This is a genomic window from Terrabacter sp. Ter38 (genome assembly GCF_024519435.1).
In the GTDB taxonomy this organism is placed as follows: domain Bacteria; phylum Actinomycetota; class Actinomycetes; order Actinomycetales; family Dermatophilaceae; genus Terrabacter.
Genome location: NZ_JALJRZ010000008.1, coordinates 173,811 through 191,055 on the forward strand (window position 1 = coordinate 173,811; position 17,245 = coordinate 191,055).

Annotated in this window: 17 protein-coding genes, 1 tRNA gene and 1 riboswitch; of the genes, 5 read left to right on the top strand and 13 right to left on the bottom strand. The window is 71.8% G+C overall.

What is annotated here, in order from left to right:
• Positions 1 to 18 precede the first annotated feature (18 nt).
• Both leuS and NR112_RS16675 read right to left on the bottom strand, forming a co-directional pair.
• Positions 19 to 2,958, bottom strand: a complete 2,940-nt coding sequence (leuS, locus tag NR112_RS16670; RefSeq protein ID WP_256795427.1) for a leucine--tRNA ligase — start codon at positions 2,956 to 2,958, stop codon at positions 19 to 21.
• 208 nt (positions 2,959 to 3,166) lie between these two features.
• Positions 3,167 to 3,814, bottom strand: coding sequence for a lysoplasmalogenase (locus NR112_RS16675; RefSeq protein ID WP_256795428.1), 648 nt, complete (start codon positions 3,812 to 3,814; stop codon positions 3,167 to 3,169).
• 110 nt (positions 3,815 to 3,924) lie between these two features.
• On the opposite strand from NR112_RS16675, the gene NR112_RS16680 reads away from it, so the two are divergent.
• Entirely contained in the window at positions 3,925 to 4,299 is a 375-nt protein-coding gene (locus tag NR112_RS16680; RefSeq protein WP_256795429.1) for a thioesterase family protein, read from the top strand.
• A 40-nt stretch (positions 4,300 to 4,339) separates the two neighbouring features.
• Positions 4,340 to 5,305 (top strand): hypothetical protein, encoded by a 966-nt coding sequence (locus tag NR112_RS16685; protein ID WP_256795430.1) that lies wholly within the window; start codon positions 4,340 to 4,342, stop codon positions 5,303 to 5,305.
• On the opposite strand, the gene NR112_RS16690 is transcribed toward NR112_RS16685, so the two are convergent.
• The 4 genes from NR112_RS16690 to NR112_RS16705 form a co-directional block, all read right to left on the bottom strand.
• A complete protein-coding gene (locus NR112_RS16690; protein ID WP_256795431.1) occupies positions 5,293 to 5,904 on the bottom strand; it encodes a hypothetical protein in 612 nt (203 codons plus the stop codon). The genes NR112_RS16685 and NR112_RS16690 overlap by 13 nt on opposite strands.
• A gap of 98 nt (positions 5,905 to 6,002) precedes the next feature.
• On the bottom strand, positions 6,003 to 7,241 hold the full coding sequence (locus tag NR112_RS16695) for a neutral zinc metallopeptidase (protein ID WP_256795432.1): 1,239 nt from the start codon (positions 7,239 to 7,241) through the stop codon (positions 6,003 to 6,005).
• Between the two features lie 121 nt (positions 7,242 to 7,362).
• The gene (locus NR112_RS16700; RefSeq protein ID WP_256795433.1) at positions 7,363 to 7,722 is read right to left on the bottom strand and encodes a multidrug efflux SMR transporter; all 360 of its coding nucleotides are present in this window, start codon (positions 7,720 to 7,722) and stop codon (positions 7,363 to 7,365) included.
• Positions 7,722 to 8,036, bottom strand: coding sequence for a multidrug efflux SMR transporter (locus tag NR112_RS16705; protein WP_256795434.1), 315 nt, complete (start codon positions 8,034 to 8,036; stop codon positions 7,722 to 7,724). Before NR112_RS16705 ends, NR112_RS16700 begins: the two co-directional genes overlap by 1 nt.
• 11 nt (positions 8,037 to 8,047) lie before the next feature.
• A riboswitch (guanidine-III (ykkC-III) riboswitch) is annotated at positions 8,048 to 8,112 on the bottom strand.
• A gap of 104 nt (positions 8,113 to 8,216) precedes the next feature.
• On the opposite strand from NR112_RS16705, the gene NR112_RS16710 reads away from it, so the two are divergent.
• A complete protein-coding gene (locus NR112_RS16710) occupies positions 8,217 to 10,517 on the top strand; it encodes a CHAT domain-containing protein (protein ID WP_256795435.1) in 2,301 nt (766 codons plus the stop codon).
• Between the two features lie 14 nt (positions 10,518 to 10,531).
• Positions 10,532 to 12,475: a caspase family protein gene (locus NR112_RS16715; RefSeq protein WP_256795436.1), complete on the top strand. Its 1,944-nt coding sequence runs from the start codon at positions 10,532 to 10,534 to the stop codon at positions 12,473 to 12,475.
• Positions 12,476 to 12,532: 57 nt separating this feature from the next.
• Here NR112_RS16715 and NR112_RS16720 read toward each other — a convergent pair.
• From NR112_RS16720 to NR112_RS16745, 6 genes are all read right to left on the bottom strand, one after another.
• A tRNA-Ala gene (locus NR112_RS16720) sits at positions 12,533 to 12,605 on the bottom strand.
• Between the two features lie 83 nt (positions 12,606 to 12,688).
• On the bottom strand, positions 12,689 to 13,354 hold the full coding sequence (locus NR112_RS16725; RefSeq protein ID WP_256795437.1) for a histidine phosphatase family protein: 666 nt from the start codon (positions 13,352 to 13,354) through the stop codon (positions 12,689 to 12,691).
• On the bottom strand, positions 13,351 to 13,755 hold the full coding sequence (rsfS, locus tag NR112_RS16730; protein WP_256795438.1) for a ribosome silencing factor: 405 nt from the start codon (positions 13,753 to 13,755) through the stop codon (positions 13,351 to 13,353). The genes NR112_RS16725 and rsfS overlap by 4 nt, the downstream gene beginning before the upstream one ends.
• A complete protein-coding gene (gene nadD, locus NR112_RS16735; RefSeq protein ID WP_374512789.1) occupies positions 13,752 to 14,378 on the bottom strand; it encodes a nicotinate-nucleotide adenylyltransferase in 627 nt (208 codons plus the stop codon). Before nadD ends, rsfS begins: the two co-directional genes overlap by 4 nt.
• Before the next feature lie 17 nt (positions 14,379 to 14,395).
• Positions 14,396 to 14,614 carry a hypothetical protein gene (locus NR112_RS16740; RefSeq protein WP_156023241.1) on the bottom strand — a complete coding sequence of 73 codons (219 nt, stop codon included), beginning with the start codon at positions 14,612 to 14,614 and terminating at the stop codon, positions 14,396 to 14,398.
• A 74-nt stretch (positions 14,615 to 14,688) separates the two neighbouring features.
• Positions 14,689 to 15,297: a DUF402 domain-containing protein gene (locus NR112_RS16745; RefSeq protein WP_256795440.1), complete on the bottom strand. Its 609-nt coding sequence runs from the start codon at positions 15,295 to 15,297 to the stop codon at positions 14,689 to 14,691.
• A gap of 108 nt (positions 15,298 to 15,405) precedes the next feature.
• Between NR112_RS16745 and NR112_RS16750 the strand changes: the two genes are divergently transcribed.
• A complete protein-coding gene (locus NR112_RS16750) occupies positions 15,406 to 16,554 on the top strand; it encodes a glycosyltransferase family 2 protein (RefSeq protein WP_256795441.1) in 1,149 nt (382 codons plus the stop codon).
• On the opposite strand, the gene NR112_RS16755 is transcribed toward NR112_RS16750, so the two are convergent.
• Complete coding sequence (locus NR112_RS16755; protein ID WP_256795442.1) at positions 16,539 to 17,234, bottom strand: class I SAM-dependent methyltransferase; 696 nt, start codon at positions 17,232 to 17,234, stop codon at positions 16,539 to 16,541. The genes NR112_RS16750 and NR112_RS16755 overlap by 16 nt on opposite strands.
• Positions 17,235 to 17,245 lie beyond the last annotated feature (11 nt).

Genomic DNA, 17,245 nt, shown 5'->3' on the forward strand with positions numbered 1-17,245 from the left:
TCGTCGGTCAGCAGCTCGTCACATCGGGACGACGTTGACGAGCTTCGGCGCCCGCACGATGACGGTGCGGATGCCGCCCTCCGTCGCCGCCCTCACCTTGTCACGACCCAGCGCCAGCTCGCGCAGGTCGTCCTCGGATATGTCGGGGCTCACCTCGACGCGGTCGCGCACCTTGCCCTTGATCTGGATGACGCAGGTGACCTGGTCCTCGACGATCTTCGTGGGGTCGCTGACGGGGAACGCGGCATACGCCACCCCACCGCCGTGACCGAGGCGCTGCCACATCTCCTCCGCGATGTGCGGGGCCACGGGAGCGAGCATGAGCACCATCGCCTCGACGACCTCGCGCGGCGGGGCGTCGAGCTTCGTCACCGCGTTGTTGAGCTCGATGAGCTTGGCGATGGCCGTGTTGAAGCGCAGTCCCTCGAAGTCCTCGCGGACCCCGGCGATCGCCTGGTGCAGCTGCGTCGTCAGGGCTTGGTCGAGCGGCGCGTCGACGACCCGCACCTCGCCCGTCGACTCGTCGATGACGTTGCGCCACAGGCGCTGCAGGAAGCGCTGGCTGCCGACGACGGCGCGGATCTCCCACGGCTTGCTCAGCTCGAGCGGGCCCATCGACATCTCGTAGACGCGGAAGGTGTCGGCGCCGTACGCGTCGTACATCTCGTCGGGGCTGACGGAGTTCTTCAGCGACTTGCCGATCTTGCCGTACTCGCGAAAGACCTGCTGCCCCTGCCACGTGAACGTCGGCTCGGCGCCGTGGCTGCCCGGGTGCTCCTCGACCTCGGACGCGGTGACGTACTGCCCGCGGCTGTCGGTGTAGGCGTACGCCTGGATGTACCCCTGCGAGAAGTACTTCCGGAAGGGCTCCTCGCTGTGCACGTGGCCGAGGTCGAAGAGCACCTTGTGCCAGAAGCGGGCGTAGAGCAGGTGCAGCACGGCGTGCTCGACGCCGCCGACGTAGAGGTCGACGCCGCCGGGGTCGCGGGTGCCGGCCGGGGCGCCCTCCACCGGGGTGTCGTGGCGGCCCATCCAGTACGCCTCGTTGGCCGGGTCGACGAACGTGTCGTGGTTGGCCGGGTCGAGGTAGCGCAGGTAGTACCAGCACGAGCCGGCCCAGTTGGGCATGGTGTTCGTCTCGCGGCGGAACGTCCGCAGGCCGCGGCCGTCGCCGAGGTCCTGCTCGACCTCGACCCACTCGGGCACGCGCGACAGCGGCGGCTCGGGGCTGCTCTGCGAGTCGTCGGGGTCGAACGTCTTGGGGCTGTAGTCCGGCACGTCCGGGAGGGTCAGCGGCAGCTCGTCGTCGGGGACGGCATACGCGACGCCGTCCTCGTCGAACATGATCGGGAAGGGCTCGCCCCAGTAGCGCTGGCGGCTGAAGAGCCAGTCGCGGATCCGGTAGCTGATGGTGCCCTGGCCGATGCCCTCGTCCTCGAGGAACGCGATGATGCGCGCCTTGGCCTCGGCGACGTGCAGCCCGTCCAGCGAGATGCGGTCGTTGGCGGAGTTGATCGCCACGCCGTCGCCGAGGAACGGCTCGTCGTCGGGGTGGCCCTCGGTGGGCTGGACGGTGCGGATGATCGGGATGTCGAACTTCTCGGCGAACTCCCAGTCGCGGGTGTCCTGCCCGGGCACGGCCATGATGGCCCCGGTGCCGTAGCCCATCAGGACGTAGTCGGCGACGAAGATCGGGATGCGCTCTCCCGTCAAGGGATTCGTAGCCCACGACCCGGTGAAGACACCGGTCTTGTCCTTGCCCTCGGTCTGGCGTTCGACGTCACCCTTGCGAGACGCGGCGAGCTGGTATGCCGTCACGGCCTCCTTCGGGCTCGCGCTCGCGTCGGCGTCCGCGCCGGTCCAGGCGTCGTTGGTGCCCTCTGGCCAGCCGCCGGCCGGCACGAGCGCGTCGACGAGCGGGTGCTCCGGCGCGATGACCATGAAGGTCGCGCCGAAGATCGTGTCGGGGCGCGTCGTGAAGACGTCGATGCCGTCCGCCTCGCCCGTGCCGGTGACGACGGGGAAGGTGACGCGGGCGCCCTTGGACCGACCGATCCAGTTGCGCTGCATGAGCTTGACCTTCTCGGGCCAGTCGACGCCGTCGAGGTCGTCGGCCAGACGGTCGGCGTACGCGGTGATGCGCATCTTCCACTGTGTGAGGTTGCGGCGGAACACGGGGTAGTTGCCGCGCTCGGAGCGCCCCTCGTTCGTGACCTCCTCGTTGGAGAGCACCGTGCCGAGGCCCGGGCACCAGTTGACCGGGGCCTCGTCGGTGTAGGCGAGGCGGTGGCCCTCGAGGACCTTGGCGCGCTCGGTCGCGGACAGGTCGGCCCAGCCGCGACCGTCGGCGTCGACGACCGCGCGACGGCCGGACTCGAACTCCTCGACCAGCTCGCTGATGGGGCGAGCCTTGCCGCGGCCACCGTCCTCGCGCACGGCGTCGGCGTCGTACCACGCGTCCCAGATCTGCAGAAAGATCCACTGCGTCCAGCGGTAGTAGTCGTCGTCGATCGTCGCGAAGGTGCGGCGGTTGTCGAAGCCCAGCCCGAGTCGGCGCAGCTGGCGTTTCATGTTCGTCATGTTCTCCTCGGTGGTCTTCCGAGGGTGCTGCCCGGTCTGGACGGCGTACTGCTCGGCGGGCAGGCCGAACGCGTCGTAGCCGAGGGCGTGCAGGACGTTCTTGCCGAGCATCCGGTGGAAGCGGCTGTAGACGTCGGTCGCGATGTAGCCGAGCGGGTGGCCGACGTGCAGGCCGACACCCGAGGGGTAGGGGAACATGTCGAGGACGACGAGCTTCTCACCGCGCGCCGCGACCTTCTCCGGCTCGGCCCAGGGGCCGGCGGGGTTGGGGGCGTTGAACGTGCCCTCCTCCTCCCACCGGTCCTGCCAGGAGGTCTCGATCTGCTGCGCCATCGCCGCGGTGTACCGGAACGGGTTCTCGGATGTCTGCTCGCTCATGTCTTCTCTTTCGTCGCTGCTCGGTCTGGGCAAAAGAAAACCCCTCGCACAGGAGGGGAAGCCGCGTTGATGTCGGGAGTCCCGACCTTCGTCAACGCGGCTGCGGAAGGAGCAGCAGGCCAGCCATGCGCCCAAGGTTAGCGCAGCCCCACTCCCCAACTCCTCCCTGCTCGCGTGAGCGTGCCACCCCACACGAGTCAGGGCGGTCTCAGCGGTAGAGGGCTACGACGATGAGGGTCTGGGCGACGTGGTAGGTCACGATGACCGTGAGCGGCGCCCAGCGGCGCTCGTGGACGAAGCGGTCGTGCCCGAGCACGGTGTCCGAGACGACGAAGACGAGACACCCCAGGAGCAGCAGCCAGTCACCCGTGCCTGCCGCCACGAGCACGAGCACGAAGAGGACGAGCTGGTAGACGAACACCGGCCCCCTCTGCGGCCCGGAGTGGCGCACGATGTCCCGCCCGGCCTTCGCGTGGAGTACCGCCAGGAAGGGCACGGCCACGAGGAGCGGCCACGGGAAGCCCTCGGCACGCACCGTCTCCAGGATCGCCCAGACGTAGGCCAGGTGGCCCACGAGGAAGGCTCCCAGGCCGACGAGGAAGCGGGTCTCCGTCGCGTGCAGCAGCGCGACGTCGCCGACGAGGCAGAAGGCGAGCGCCACGATGACGGTCACCAGCGGCGGCGAGCCGGGCACCCGCCCTTCCCAGTAGAGCGACCACGCCAGACCCATGAGGAGCAGCACGACGAGCGGTTTGGTGATGCGCTCGACGAGGTGGTCGCCGCGCAGGACGGAGCCCCAGTTGATGAGCGCCGTCACCCCGAGCGCCACGCTGGTAACCCACAGATGGGTGGTCACGTGCCCACATTCCCAGCCGCGGCTCAGGTTCGCCGCGCAGACACGCTGCGGACGTCCACCACCTGTCGAGACGAATCGGCGTACGTCCAGTTCTCTGCCAGACTCGTCCAATGCCCATGCGCAAGTTCCAGCACACGGTGACCGCCGACGACACGTCCGCCCAGGTCGGCAGCGGTGACCTCGACGTCCTCGCCACCCCGCGTCTGATCACGTGGTGCGAGAACGCCGCGTTCCAGGTCTGCAAGCAGAACATCGACGCCGACCACACGACCGTCGGCACCATGGTCAGGCTCGAGCACGTGAGGGGCAGCGCGGTCGGCTCCGCGATCACCGTGCTCTGCGCCGAGCCGATCAACGACGGACGGCGCCTCGTCTGCCACGTCACCGTCAAGGACTCCGACGGCGAGGAGATCGCCAAGGGCGAGTTCCACCGTGCCGTCGTCGACCCGGACCGCTTCATGAGCAAGTGCCAGCGGGTCCTCTGACCCGCAGCCACCTCCCAGCCGCGGTTGCCACGATGACCGCGTGACGCTCGGACTGCTCGGTGCGCTCCTCGCAGCGCTCGCGTACGGCGCGGCCACCGTGCTCCAGGCCGTGGGCGTACGCCGTGTCTCCGCGTTGCCCCCCGGCACCTCCCTGCGCGACCGGGTCCGGACCGGTTGGCCGTATGCCGTGGGCCTCGCCCTCGACGGGGTCGGCTTCCTCGCGTCCGTGGCCGCCTTGCGCACGCTGCCGCTCTTCCTCGTCGAGTCCGCGGTCGCATCGTCGGTCGCCGTCACGGCGGTGCTCTCGGTCGTCGTGCTCGGCGTCCGGCTGGGGCGGGCCGAGGTCGTCGCGCTGCTCGTCGTCGTCGCCGGGCTCACCGGCCTCGCCCTGACCGCATCGGCCGGACCGGCCGTGAACCCCGGGCCCGGGGCGACCTGGTGGCTCCTCGCTGCGGCCGCCGTCGTCGCCCTGCTGCTCGTCGTCGGGACCGTCGACCACGACCGACGGCGTGGGGCCGTCGTGCTCAGCGTCGGAGCGGGCCTCGGCTTCGGGGGCGTCGGCGTGGCGGCCCGTCTGCTCGAGGTGCCGTCACCCGTGTGGGGCCTCGCCACCGACGGTGTCGCCTGGGCCCTCGTCGCCCACGGCGTGCTGGCGACCGTCGCCTACGGTCTGGCCCTGGCTCGCGGCCGGGTGACGACCGTCGCGGCCCTCACCTTCGCCACCGAGACGGTCGTGCCCGCCCTCCTCGGGGTGCTCGTCCTCGGCGACCGGGTCGCGCCCGGGCATGGTCCCGCGGCCGCGCTGGCCTTCGTCGCCACGCTCGGCGGCTGCATCGCGCTCGCCGGTCGCGCCGAACCCACCCACCCCACCAGGGTCACCACCGTCACCGAGCCGACCGAACCGACCGAGCCGACCGAGCCGACCGAGCCGACCAAGCCGACCAAGCCGACCGAGCCGACCGAGCCGAGCCAGGCCGCGCCCGAGGACGTACGTCAGAGCACGTAGGCGTCGCCGTCGCGATGGAAGCCGAGGCTCTCGTAGTACGGCTCCACCATGTCCGGGGGTGTCACCACCCGTCGGAACCCGCGCCGTCGGAACGGGCCCTCAGGACCGAAGACGAACTCTCCCGGCGTGACGTCGCGGTGGCGCGGCGTCACCCAGTCGAGCAGCAGCTGCGCCGTGTGCTGGCCGGCGTCACGCATGAGGACGACCCCGACCGCCTCGTCCCCGCGGAGCACGAGGTAGGAGGGGTCCCCCGCAAACGGGTCGTGCACGAACGCCGGGTTGTAGCGCCGGATGTCACCCTCGTGCACCCGCAGCACGTGCCGCAGGTAGGTGTCGTCGCCGGCGACCTCGAGCACCTCGTAGACGGCGGCGTCGTGCTTCTCACGTGACATGCGCGCCAGGTAGTAGACGTTGATGCCGGCGAGCACGACGTTGAGTCCGACCATCGGCCAGACGTGGTTGACCGCGTTGTAGGCGATGAGGACGACGCAGCCGACGAGGTTGATGATCCTGAGCCGGCGCAGCTGCGTCTGCAGCAGCGACCAGACGAGGATCGCCGACCCGATCCAGCCGACGGCCTCGAGCCACCAGGTACCCATGGGCGCGACCCTAGCGCCCGGGGCGACCCGGCTCGCCGGGATTCGGGGTGGTCCGCGTCGCCCGGACGCCGACCACCCCGGCCACCCGTCGCCCCGGCTCAGGCGTCGGGCGCGACGAACTGCGGCAGGACTGCCTCGAACCGGGAGTCGAGGGTGAGCGACGGCAGGACCTGGCCCTGCTTCTGCGCATCGGCCGCGACCGACGCGCCCCACGACGAGGCCCTCAGCCGCTGGTCGGGCGTGCCGTGGTGGCCCGTGCTCGTGAAGGCGCAGTCACCCACCTGGTAGAAGGACTGCTCGGCCTCGAGGACGCGCTTGGTGTTGAGGGCCAGGCCCCGCTTGTGCGTGACGAAATACGTCCCGAAGGCATCGGCCATGAGCTCGGTGCGACGGGTCGCCTCCGCGCCGGTGAGCGGCGAGGCGACGAGGTTCTTGTCGTACTGCACGTGGTGGCCGTACTCGTGGCCGAGGACGGCGCGCGGCCCGACGTCGCCGACACCGATGGCGCCGAGCGCGTCGAGCATCCCGTCGCCGAGGATGAGCTTGTCCGGCAGCGATGAGATGACCGGGTCGGGGTCGCCCACCCCGCTGAACGCGAAGGCGTTGAGGGTGAAGATCGGGCTGGCGCCGCCGTCGAGGCCGGGGTCGGACGTCACGACGTCGACGACGATCGCTGCGAGCTCGGCCGCGTCAGTCTCGGAGACGCCGTAGAGCACGCCGACCAGACGGGCGAGCCGGTCGGGGTCACGCATGACGTCGCCGTGCATCGCCATGAGCTCGATGTCCGTGCCGTCGGTGTCCCAGAACTTCTGGGCCGCCCGGAACGCGCTCGTCAGCTCGTTGCGCGAGCCCTTGGTCAGGGCGTACGCCGGGTCGCCCGTCGACCCGAAGAGCAGGGCGTCGTAGGTCGGGAAGTCGAGGCCGCCGAGGACCGACAGCACGAACAGGCTCGAGGGGTCGATGCGGGCGACGACCCCGTCGACGTACGCGTCGAGCCGGGTCGGCGCGCACTGGTACTGCGTCGGGTCGATGGCGCGCCCCAGGGCGTCCCGGGCCGCGGACGGCTCGACGCCGAACCTCTCGAGGGCGCTCGCCTCGCGGGCCCGCCAGTCGGCGGGCAGGTGCGCCCGTGCCGCGGCGAGCAGCGCGGACGCCCTCGGGTCGGTCGTCGTACCCGAGACGTAGTCGTAGGTCTGGCCGTCGGCAGCGACGGACACCGAGACGCTCCGGCTCTGGGCCCGGGCAACGGGAGCCGCCGTGGCGACCGCCGCCCCAGTGGCCCCCGAGATGGCCAGCGACGTGACGAGAGCGATCGTCCTGGTCGTGGTCCTGCGCACGTGAGAGCTCCTTCGTGTCGTGCCCCGGCCCGCTGCCAAAGGCGACGCGCCCATCATCACCCGCCAGGGGTGACACCCTCCCCCGAAACACCGCACATCAGGGTGAACGGCGCGATGCGTCTCAACCCGCGGGAGCGTCGTCCGAGCTCGGGGACGCGGCCGGCTCGTGCCCGACGAGCTTGAGTCCGACGACGGCAGCGACGATCCCGGCGAGCAGGACGACCTTGACGGCGGAGAACGCCTCACCGCCCGTCGTCATCGCCCACGTCACGGTGAGTGCGGCCCCGAGACCCGTCCACACGGCATACGCCGTCCCGATGGGGATCGTGCGCACGGCGTGCGCGAGCCCGACCATGCTGAACGCGCCCGCCACGAGGAAGACGACCGCCGGGATGGGGCGCGAGAGTCCCTCGGACGCGGCGAGCGCCGAGGCCCACACCGCCTCGAGGACGGCGCTGAGGAGCAGGACGACCCACGGCATCACGCCACCGCCTTGAGGCCGGCGACGCACGCGACGAGCACGACCAGGAGGACGGCCCGGGCGCCACCGAGGCGCTCCTCCCCGCGGGCGACCGCGAGCAGGACGGTGCCGACGGCGCCGATCCCGACCCACACGGCATACGCCGTGCCGGTGGGCAGGGCGGTCATGGCCCACGCGAGGCCGACCATGCTGAGCAGGAGGGAGACGGCGAAGAGGACGGTCGGCCGCGGACGGCTGAAGCCGCCGGACGCGGCGAGCGCGGTGGCCCAGACGGCCTCCAGCGCGCCGGACAGGATGAGGACGAGCCAGTGCACGGGCGTTCCGATCCGGCCGTCTTGTCGCTGTGCGGGTACGGCTCCCTCGTCCGCGAGCGCGGCTCGCGCGCTCAAGGGTGATTCTACCGAAGGGGCGCGTCGGGGTCTAAACGACGTATCAGGAGCAGCCGCCCGGCGTACTGTCGAGTGCAGGCGCGCTCCTGCGAACAGAGGATCGCCATGAGCCGTGACTATCTCGACTTCGACGTCGCCGTCACCCGTGAGGGCCAGGGGTATGCCGCTCACGTGCTCGCCTCGCCCGCGGGCGAGGCGTCGGCACCGTTCACCCTGCCGTTCGCCGCCACGGACCTCGCCCAGTTCATGATCGCGGTGGGTCCCCCGCGGGTGTCCTCGAGACGCCTCGTGCCGGCCGAGGCACGCGTCGTCGACGTCAAGGAGTACGGCCGCCGTCTCGGCGACGCGCTGCTGTCGGGCGATGTCGGGCGGGCCTTCCGGGAGAGCCTGACGACCGCCACCGGCCAGGGCCGGGACCTGCGGCTGCGGCTGCGGCTCGACGCCGTGCCGGACCTCGACCCGGTGCCGTGGGAGTACCTCTACGACTCGAGGCTCGGTCGCTTCCTCACGCTCTCGCAGGAGACGCCGATCGTCCGTCTGCTCGACTCGCTCGAGCGCCCACCGGTGGTCCACGTCGACGCGCCCCTGCGCGTCCTCGTCATGATCTCGAGCCCGAGCGACATGCCCGAGCTCGCCGTGGACCGCGAGCGAGAGCTGCTCACGGCGACGACCGGCGACCTCGTCAAGAGCGGCCGCCTCAGCGTGACGGTCCTCGAGGACGCGACCCTGACCGGCCTCCAGCGCGCCCTGCTCGACGACTACCACGTCTTCCACTTCATCGGCCACGGCGGCTTCGACCAGCAGGCCCAGGAGGGCGTCCTCGTCCTCGAGCGCGAGGACGGCACGGCGCACCGGGTGTCCGGAGCGCGGCTCGGGACGCTGCTCCACGATGCCCGGACCATGCAGCTGGCCGTCCTCAACGCGTGCGAGGGTGCACGGACGTCGGGACGGGACGCGTTCTCCGGCGTCGGCCAGGCCCTCGTGCGCCAGGGTCTGCCGGCGGTCGTCGCGATGCAGACCGAGATCTCCGACCGCGCCGCCCTCGTCTTCAGCCACGAGTTCTACTACTTCCTGACCCGCGGACTGGGCATCGACGCCGCGATCTGCGAGGTGCGCAAGGCGATGGCCGTCTCCGACGAGGCCTCGGAGTGGGGCACCGCCGTGCTGCTGCGGTCGGGCGCCGACCAGCCCTTCTCGTTCACGACGAGCGCCACCGCCGCGAACGAGCAGCCCGAGAGCCGGCTCGAGTCCCTCTACGACGCCGCGAAGGGCGCGTTGCTGGCCCGCGCTCCGGCGACAGCGCTCCCGCTGCTCGAGCAGATCGCCGCCGAACATCCTGACTACGAGGACGTCACCCAGCTGCTCGAGCGGGTCCGACCGGAGACAGCGCCCGCCGACGACGGCCCGACGCCGCGGCCACGCCGCGACCCCATGACGCTCACCCAGCCGATCCCGCAGCCGGACACCGCGCCGGACACGCGACCGGTGGGCCGCCCCGAGCCGCAGCCGGACCCACCCCCGGACCGCCGGGGCGAGGACGCTCCCCCACCGCCGGACCCGCACCCGCGCCGTAGGGGCCACGGCTTCGTCCGCACTCTCGTCGGGCTCGTCGTCCTCTTCGGGCTCTTCTGGCTCGGCGCGACCCAGGTCCCGAAGTGGTTCAAGGGGTCCACGGCCGACGTCACGAGCGCCTGTGGGCCTGCCCCCGCGGCCGCGAGCGCCCCGGCGACGACGTTCGTCGCCGGGTGCGCCACGACGACACCGGCCATCGACGGTGACTTCGCCGACTGGGACGGCGTGCCCACGGCCTCGATCCCCCACGTCATCGCGCAGGTGGGCACGCCCCAGCCCGAGTTCGGCGGTGACTGGCAGGTCGTCTGGGACAGCGGCGCGCTCTACCTGCGCGTGCACGTCGTCGACCCGGACGTCCGCAGCGTCAACGTCGCCACCCCCGGTGCCTGGTTCAACGGCGACGGCTTCTCCTTCGAGTTCGGACCGGACGCCCGGAGCCTCGACCCCGCGGCGACGACCCGGCGCGGGCGCGACGTGCACGTCATGGTGGGGCTGTCCCGTGACGCCCCGACGTCCGGCGTCGCCTCGATCAACCCGGCCGGGCGCGGCACCTTCACCACTGGCACGCGCCACCCCGAGATCACCGTCGGGCGCTCCGACACGCTGACCGGCTACGACCTCGAGGCCCGGGTGCCGTGGTCGGCCCTCCAGCTCAGGAAGGCTCCGGTCCGCGGCTCCGTCTTCTCGATGAACGTCAACCTCAGCGACGCGACGAGCGCCCCGGCTACCTGGAGGCTGCGCACCATGAAGAGCACGAATGCCGCTCGCACCGCCGACACGCAGGGTTTCCCGCACGGCTGGCAGACGATCACCCTCGCCGACGCGGCCTCCTGAGACGGCCGCCTCAGATGGCCGGACGCCTCCTCGCCCTCCTCGTCGGGATCGACGCCTACCCGACCCCGATCCCGCCCCTGTCGGGCTGCGTCAACGACGTCACCGGATTCGCCGACGTCCTGCGCGACCGTGTCGGCGAGGACGCGCTCGACCTCGTCGTGCTCACCGACGGCCAGGCCACGCGGGCGGCCGTGACCAGCCGGCTCAGCGAGCACCTCGGCCGCGCGGGCGCCCAGGACGTCGCGCTCTTCTACTACAGCGGGCACGGTTCGCAGCAGACGACCCCCGAGGAGCTCTGGTCCATCGAGCCCGACCACCGCAACGAGACCCTCGTGTGCGTCGACAGCCGCTCTCCCGGCAGCTGGGACCTCGCCGACAAGGAGCTCGCGGCGCTGCTCGACTCGATCTCGGCGACGGGCTGCCACACGCTCGTCGTGCTCGACTGCTGCCACTCGGGTGACGGCACCCGGGACGCCGACGAGGTGGTGCGCCTCGCGCCCCCTGACCCGCGACCCCGACCCGCGTCGACGTTCGTGGGGCTCGGCGACGCGACGGCTGGTGCACCCGCCCGGGGTGCTGCGCGCTGGACACCGGCCGGCCGTCACGTCCTGCTCGCGGCCTGCCGGTCGTCCGAGAAGGCGAAGGAGGTCACCGTGCTCGGCCGCCAGCGCGGCGCCCTGTCGGCGGCGCTCGAGGCCGCCCTGCTCGGCAGCGACGGACGCCCCTCCTACCGCGACGTCCTGCGGATGGTGACCGCCGACGTGACGAACCGCGTCACCGACCAGCACCCGCAGGTCGAGACCGCGGATGCGACCGAGCTCGACCGGCCGTTCCTCGGCGGCACGATCCCGGCCACCCCGAGGGCGCTCACCCTGAGCCGGCTGCCTGACGGCTGGTCCATCGACTCGGGCGCCGTCCACGGCGTGCCGGAGCCCGTCGGTGACGACACGACCGAGCTGGCCGTCTATCCCCTGACCGGGGAGACGTCCGGCTCGCCTCTCGCCACCGCGCTCGTCACGAGGGTCCTGCCCGACCGCAGTCTCGTCCACCTGACGCCCGAGCTCGACGAGGCCTACGTCTACCGCGCCGTCGTCACGTCGATCCCACTGGCGCCGCTGCGCGTCGGGGTCGTCGGCGACGCCGCCGGGACGACGGCGCTCCGGGCCGCGGCCGACGCCGCGGACGAGACGCTCGTCGACCTCGTCGAGGGAGCGGAGGACGGTGACGGCACCGCGGACCTCCTCGTCGAAGCCACCCGCGAGGGCTTCGTCATCACCCGTCCCGGCGTCACGCGCCCCCTCGTGCCGGTCGTCGCGGGCGAGGCTCGCGAGGAGCGCACCATCCTCGCCCTCGAGCGCGTGGCCCGCTGGCTGCGCCTCTCCGCGCTCACCAACCCCGCCACCCGCCTGCCCGACGGGGCCGTCCGCGTCGAGGTGGACGCGGGCGCCGGGCCGGCCGGTGCGGGCGGCACCCTGCCGATCGCGTATGCCGGCACGGACGCCCCCCGCTTCACCGTCCGTCTCGCGAACACCACGTCCACCCCCCTCTGGGCAGCGCTCCTCGACCTCACCGAGACCTACGGCATCTTCACCGACGCGTTCCCGGCCGGATCGGTGGCGCTCGGCCCCGGCGAGGCGACGAGCGTCGACCTCGTCGGCCAGGTCGACGACGCGCTGTGGGAGGCGGGCACCGTGTCGCTGCGCGACCAGCTCATGGTCGTGACGAGCACGCTCGAGTTCGACCCGAGGTCGCTCGAGCAGGAGGAGCTCGACGTCAGCGCCGTGCCGGCCACGGGGACGACGAGGAGCGCCGGCGAGCCAGCGGCTCTGCGCACCAACCTCGAGCGCGTGCTCGGCGGCACCCGGACGCGGCGCCTGGGGCCGCGCACGCCATCAGCGGCGGTGGCCGACTGGCGCACGGACTCGGTCTTCGTCGTCACGACCCGCCCACGAACCTGACCTCGCACCCGGGACGGAAGAAGGCCGGACACGACGTGTCCGGCCTTCTTCGTTCGGTGGAGCTGAGGGGACTCGAACCCCTGACCCCCTGCATGCCATGCAGGTGCGCTACCAGCTGCGCCACAGCCCCGTGCGGGTGTCACCTCCTCGAAGCGACTGCGTAACCATAGCGGGTCTCCGGCCGAGAGCCAAAATCGGGGGCGGCCTTTCGGGTCAGACGTTCCAGGGCCCGAGGTTCCAGCCGCTGATGCGCCACCGGGTCGCCTCGGAGAAGCTCTTGCCGGCCTCGACGAGCTCGATCCAGTGGCAGTTGTCGAGCCCGCGGAACACCGCGTCCGACACGTCCTGGTCGAGCCCCACGAGGGCGCTCGCCGCGACGCGTGCGGAGACGCCGTGCGCCACGACGACGGCGGTCTCGCCGGGGAGCAGCTCCCGGGCGACGTCGCGCACCGCCGCACCGGCGCGATCGGCCACCTGCGCCCGGGTCTCCCCCGTGACCCCGCGCGGGGTGTCCTCGCCACGGTCGAGGGCGGCGATGACGTCCGGGTAGCGCTCACGCACCTCGTCAGCGTGCAGCCCCTGCCACTCACCGACGTGCACCTCGCGCAAGCGGGCGTCGAGCCGCACCTCCAGGCCCGTGAGGCCCGCGATGGCATCGGCCGTCGAGGCAGCACGCCGGAGGTCGCTCGAGACGATGAGGGCCGGTGCGTAGGCGGCGAGGTGCGGCGCCGCGGCCTCCACCTGCTCGTGGCCGTGGTCGGACAGCTCGGTGTCCTTGTGGCCCTGCCAGACGCGGGCCGCGTTGTCGACCGTCTCGGCGTGCCGGACGATGACGATCCGGCGCGGTCCGACGGGCGACACGGACCCGGCTGCGGTCACGCCTCGTCGACCTCGTCGACGGCGCCCGGACGGGCCGGCGCCTGGACGGCGCTGAGGTCGATCTCGGGGCAGTCCTTCCAGAGGCGCTCGAGCGCGTAGTACTCGCGCTCCTCCTCGTGCTGGACGTGGACGATGATGTCGCCGAAGTCGATGAGGACCCAGCGGCCCTCACGCTCGCCCTCACGGCGGATCGGCTTGCTGCCCAGCTCACGCAACCGGTCCTCGACCTCGTCGACGATGGCGCCGACCTGCCGCTCGGACGGTGCGGAGGCGATGACGAACACGTCGGTGAGCGGCATCTGCTCGCTCACGTCGATGGCCATCACCTTCTCGGCGAGCTTCTCCTCGGAGGCCAGCGCGGCCACCTTCGCGAGCTGGATCGAGTGGTCTGCTGCGGTCACGAATCTCCTCGGGGTGGTGCCGGCGACAGGTGTGTCGGCACGGTGCCTGCGCTCGCCAGGTCGGCGGCATACAAGCGGTACTTGTTGATGTACTGGACGACCCCGTCGGGCACGAGGTACCAGACCGGGGCGCCGTCGGCGACGCGCGCCCGGCAGTCGGTGGAGCTGATCGCCATGGCCGGCACCTCCTGCAGCGTGACCCGGTCCTCGGGCAGCCCCTTGTCGGACAGCTCGTGGCCGGGACGGGTGACGCCGATGAAGTGGGCCAGCTCGAAGAGGTGCTCGGCGTCCTTCCACGACAGGATCTCGGCCAGGGCGTCGGCGCCGGTGATGAAGAACAGCTCGTCGTCGGGCCGCTCGGCCCTGATGTCGCGCAGGGTGTCGATCGTGAACGTCGGCCCGGGCCGGTCGATGTCGACCCTGCTGACGGTGAAGCGCGGGTTGGAGGCCGTCGCGATGACGGTCATGAGGTAGCGGTCCTCGGCCGGCGAGACGTGACGGTCCGCCTTCTGCCACGGCTGACCCGTGGGGACGAAGACGACCTCGTCGAGGTCGAAGCGCGACTGGACCTCACTGGCGGCCACGAGGTGGCCGTGGTGGATCGGGTCGAACGTCCCGCCCATGACGCCGAGGCGCATGGTCAGTGGTGGGCCCCGTCGGATCCGCTCGTGCTGCCGTGCGTGCCCTCACCCCGGCGCGGGGACTGCACCTTGTAGGCGGTGTTGCGGAAGCTCCACGTGACGGCGAGCGCCACGAGGAACAGCGCGAAGGTGATGAAGAAGTAGGCGATCACCGGCATCGGAAGCTCGCGGGCGGCTTCCTCCCCCTCGGTGACGAGTGCGAGGACACGATCAGACATGCGCCCAGCCTAGCGCCCGCACGCCCCGACCGACGCAGCGCGTGCCCACCGGGGCCGTTTGCCGTCCGGCGCGCTCAGCCACCACCTCTGCCCTCCCCCGGGTCCGCGTGCCGCAGCCACGCCTGGCCCACGGTCGTGAACGGCTCGTCGCCGGCCGCGACGGCCGCGTGGACACGGTCGCGCCACCGTTCGGCGAGGGCGACGACCTCCTCCGGGTAGTCGAGCTCGACCTGGTGCTGCGCGAACTCGTCCTCGTCGTCCACATAGAGGTGACCGTCGCGGGTCAGCACGACGTCGAGGTCGAGGTCCACCATCGTCACCTCCCACTCCGGTCCGCCGTCGGCGGCCTCGCGGCGCCGCCAGACCGGCTCGGTGGTCATGTCGACGTAGACGCTGATCTCGCGGTGGGCCGGGTAGAAGCCCACGACGAAAGCCCCCTCGTGCGGCACGAGGGACACCCAGCCACTGGACTCGACGAACTCGACACCGGGACGCACGCACCGGGTGCCGACCGGCGCGAACCACCAGTGACCGTGCTCGTCGGACCCGAGGTACCGACCGTCCCACTCCCAGTGTCGGCCGCCGCCCCACTTCGTGAAGCGCCCGGCGACCGGGGTGCCGGGCGCGAGGCCACCCGGCGGCATACCTCCTCGGGACGGACGGTCGGCAGCGGCAGAGCTCACGCCCGGCACGCTACCGGCGCCACGGCGGGCGCGCAGGGACGTGCGAGGTACAGCACGCCCACAGCGAGGTGACAGGCACAGCCCATCCGCGGCCGTACCCTAGAACCCATGGTTCCCGAGTTGTCCGTGGTCATCCCGATGTACAACGAGGAGGAGGTGCTCCCCCTCCTCGTCGAGCGGCTCCGACCGCTCCTCGACGGCATGGGCACCACCTACGAGGTCGTCGCCGTCGACGACGGCAGCGCGGACCTGACGGCCGCGCTGCTCCAGCGCTACCACCGCGAGTGGTCCCAGCTGCGCGTCGTGCGCCTGCGCGCCAACGCCGGGCACCAGGCCGCGATCTCCGCCGGTCTCGTCAGCGCCCTCGGCGACTACGTCGTCACGATCGACGCCGACCTGCAGGACCCGCCCGAGATCATCCCGCAGATGCTCGCGGCCGCGAAGGACGACGGCGTCGACGTCGTCTACGGCGTGCGCAACGACCGCACGACCGACACGTGGTTCAAGCGGGCCTCGGCCCAGGCGTTCTACAAGCTCATCGGTCTCATGTCGCAGACCTCGGCCCACGCCGACGCCGGCGACTACCGCCTCATGTCGCGCGCCACCGTCGACGCGATCAACAGCCTCCCCGAGCACAACCGCGTCCTGCGCTTCATCGTGCCGGCCCTCAACTTCCCGTCCGACACGGTCGAGTACAAGCGCGAGGAGCGTGCGGCCGGGGACTCGAAGTACCCGCTGCTCAAGATGATCAAGCTCTCGCTCGACTCGCTGACCGGCTTCTCGACGGCGCCGCTGCGGCTCGCGACGTTCGCCGGCTTCGGTGGTGCCGTCCTCGCCGTGCTGCTCGTCCTCTACACGCTGATCTCCCGGTCGCAGGGCCACACCGTCGCCGGCTGGACCTCGACCGTCGCCATCGTCGCGGGCGTCGGGGCCGTCCAGCTCGTCTGCGTCGGCATCCTCGGCGAGTACATCGGCCGGATGTACGGCCACATGCAGGGCCGCCCGACCTACTTCATCGCCTACGACTCGATGACGGCCGACACCGGCGAGCACGGTCCGACGGACACTCCGCTGCCGGCTCAGCCCAGCGAGGAGCACATCCTCACGACGACGGACGAGTCGGAGCCCGACACCGTGACGCTGCTCCACCCGACGGTCGAAGCCACGCCCCAGGCTGCGCCCCAGCCGGAGCGCACTCAGCCGGAGCGCACTCAGCCGGAGCGCACTCAGCCGGAGCGCACTCAGCTGCGCGGCTGAGCCCGCACGAGCAGGCTGACGCCGGGCAGGCCGCCGACGGGCAGGTAGCGCTCGGCGGTGATGATCGTGCGCAGCCCGAGATTGACGACCGGGTGGAGGTTCTCGAGGTCCGAGCCAGAGCTCGTCCGTCGGCGCATCGCCACGACGGGGCGCAGCAGCACGTTCCACGACCGCACGTCGGTGACCTCGAAGCCGCCGCGCTGGAGCAGGTCGAGCAGGCCCTCGCGCGTGTAGCGGCGCACGTGGTCGACGGCCTCGTCGTGCTGAGACCACAGCCTCGGGTCGGCCGGAACGGCCACCAGGTAGGTGCCGGTCGGCTTGAGCACACGGTGCACCTCGGCCACCGCGGCGTCGTCGTCGTCGAGGTGCTCGAGCAGGTCGAAGGCCATGACGAGGTCGAGCGAGTCGTCCGCGACGGGCAGGCGGGTCGCGTCGCCGCGGAGCGTCGGGAGCCCGCGACCGTGCGCCACCTCCGCGCCGTCCGAGCCGTACTCGAGCGCGACGGCGTCCCAGCCGTGCTCGCGCAGGACCCGGGTGTTGCCCCCGCCCGCGGCGCCGATGTCGAGGGCGCGTCCGGGCGCCAGCCCCGAGATGGCCTTGGCCAGGAGGTGACGCCGCTCGCGGTACCACCAGTGGTCGTCCTCCAGCTCAGCGAGCTTGCGGACCTCGGTGCCTTCCATGGTGCGACATC